The sequence below is a fragment of the Pseudomonas sp. 05N434 genome, from assembly GCF_056396965.1.
In genome coordinates this window covers 1-1,668 of the sequence record NZ_JBFTMK010000785.1, presented here as the reverse complement: position 1 = coordinate 1,668, position 1,668 = coordinate 1, and the positions used below count along the sequence as shown (strand labels likewise).

At 59.8% G+C, this 1,668-nt stretch carries 3 protein-coding genes; 1 reads left to right on the top strand and 2 read right to left on the bottom strand.

The annotated features are described in order from the left end of the window. The coding region (locus AC1DLB_RS29340; RefSeq protein WP_477786223.1) for a hypothetical protein at positions 1 to 332 on the top strand (332 nt) is incomplete at its 5' end. 111 nt (positions 333 to 443) lie between these two features. Here the strand turns inward: AC1DLB_RS29340 and AC1DLB_RS29335 are convergent. Further along, complete coding sequence (locus tag AC1DLB_RS29335) at positions 444 to 1,226, bottom strand: alpha-amylase family protein (RefSeq protein WP_477743820.1); 783 nt, start codon at positions 1,224 to 1,226, stop codon at positions 444 to 446. Between the two features lie 172 nt (positions 1,227 to 1,398). Next, positions 1,399 to 1,668 (bottom strand): NfrA family protein (locus AC1DLB_RS29330; protein ID WP_477786222.1); only part of this gene is annotated, 270 nt, incomplete at its 5' end.

The following is a 1,668-nucleotide window of genomic DNA, read 5'->3' as shown; positions in this document are numbered from 1 at the left end:
TGTTTAACGGCGGCACTATCCTGGTGTTGCTGTTGACGACACTGGCGACGCTGTTACCCGCTACAAACTTTACTTGGGTGGCACCTTTGTGTTCTGCGCTCGCCGGGTTGTTCGTCGCAATGGAGCGAGCCCTCGGATTCGGTGCCCGTTGGCGTTATCACCGTGAAATGCGTTTTGCCTATGAATCAATTATCGACATGCTGGATTTTCTTCCSGTAATTCCCGCCTCCGAGCGCCCGAAATATATCCGCGATATCTTTTCGGCATTGTATGCGGTTCGATCTCGGGAGTCGGCGATCCCGAATGCAGGGACTAATTCGGCACCTACTTGATTACGATTCCAGACTACCTGCTTCGCTGCGGCTCAACCGGGGGGGCTTCAGTCGGCTTCATATCTTTTAGGCGTCGGTTAGCCACGACGTTATAAATGGCTGCTTTGCGATTCACCGCACCAGTTGCTCCAGCAACTCAGGCGTCACGTAGTGCGGTCCGTCGAACAGGTAGAGCGGATAACCGTCATAGGCCGCGAGTTGCGGTTTGAGTTCGGCCGCGGTCGCGGAGCGGAATCCGCCGCCGAAGTTGGGGCGAAAGGCTTCGACGATGATTCGCACACGGTCCTTGCCCAGGCGCTGGCGCATGGCGTCGGCGTAGGTTCGGGCCACCGGTGCGGTGCGGGCGTAGACGCCGACGCCATCCTGGAAGAACACGCCGATGTCATCCGGCAGCCATTGCTTGAGCCAATCGGCGGTGGCGGCGGGGCCGATGTTGGCGCCGTCGTAAACACTGATCCATAACGGTCGCGGCAGCTTGGCCAGCAGGGCGGGCAGTTCTTTGGCGCGGGTCCAGCTGGGGTCGACTTCGGCCGGGAAATACCAGCCGGTGACGTGTAGCGGCGTAGGCAATTTGGCGATGCGTTCCGAGACAGCGGCCAGTTGCTCGATGTTGTCCCGTGAGCGGTTCTCGCTGAAGTAACCGGCCAGCCCGAGAATGACATCCTGCGCCCAGGGCGCCTTGGCGATACGGGTCCAGTCAGGCAACACCGGCACGGTGGGCAGGCCGGTACCGGGAGCGAATGCCTGATCGTCGACGACGGTCCATTGCACCAGCAGCTCATGGGCGCCGAGTTTTTCCCAGTGGCCGTTGATGCCGACGGTCTTGTTGTCCGGCTGCCAGACGATGCCGACAATCCCCGGGTCAAGAGCCTTGGTGTGTGTCACGTAGAGCATGCCGGAACCTGCGCCGAGGGTAGCGATAAGCAACAGGGCGACAACGGTCGCGCGACTGGCGGTGTAGCCAAAGATTTTCACAGGGCTGCCTTTTTCRGGGGCGGGGGATATGCCCACGTCGAGGGCAGGTTAAACCCCAGGCACAAATAAACTCGAACGTTCATACCAGTCCTCAATAGGAATACGTCAGGCGAGCGAACACGCCTTGAGCGCGGTCATCGCCCAGCACCTTCACGCGGTACTGCAGAGAAAAATCCACATAGGAGCGTGGGGCGTTGTAGGCATCTTCGCGGAACCAGTAACGGACGTTGTTGCCGACGCCGATGCCTGCGGCCTTACCGGATGATGAGCTCGTGCTGCCGTCGGTATCGGTCTCGCTGTTCATCTTTGAGTCATAGTCGAATGCGGCCACGACATGGGGGAAGCTCACCCAGTGTGAACC

Bases quoted from the DNA above. Each gene is read 5' to 3' on its own strand.
- AC1DLB_RS29335 (WP_477743820.1), bottom strand. From the start codon at position 1,226: ATGCTCTACGTGACACACACCAAGGCTCTTGACCCGGGGATTGTCGGC.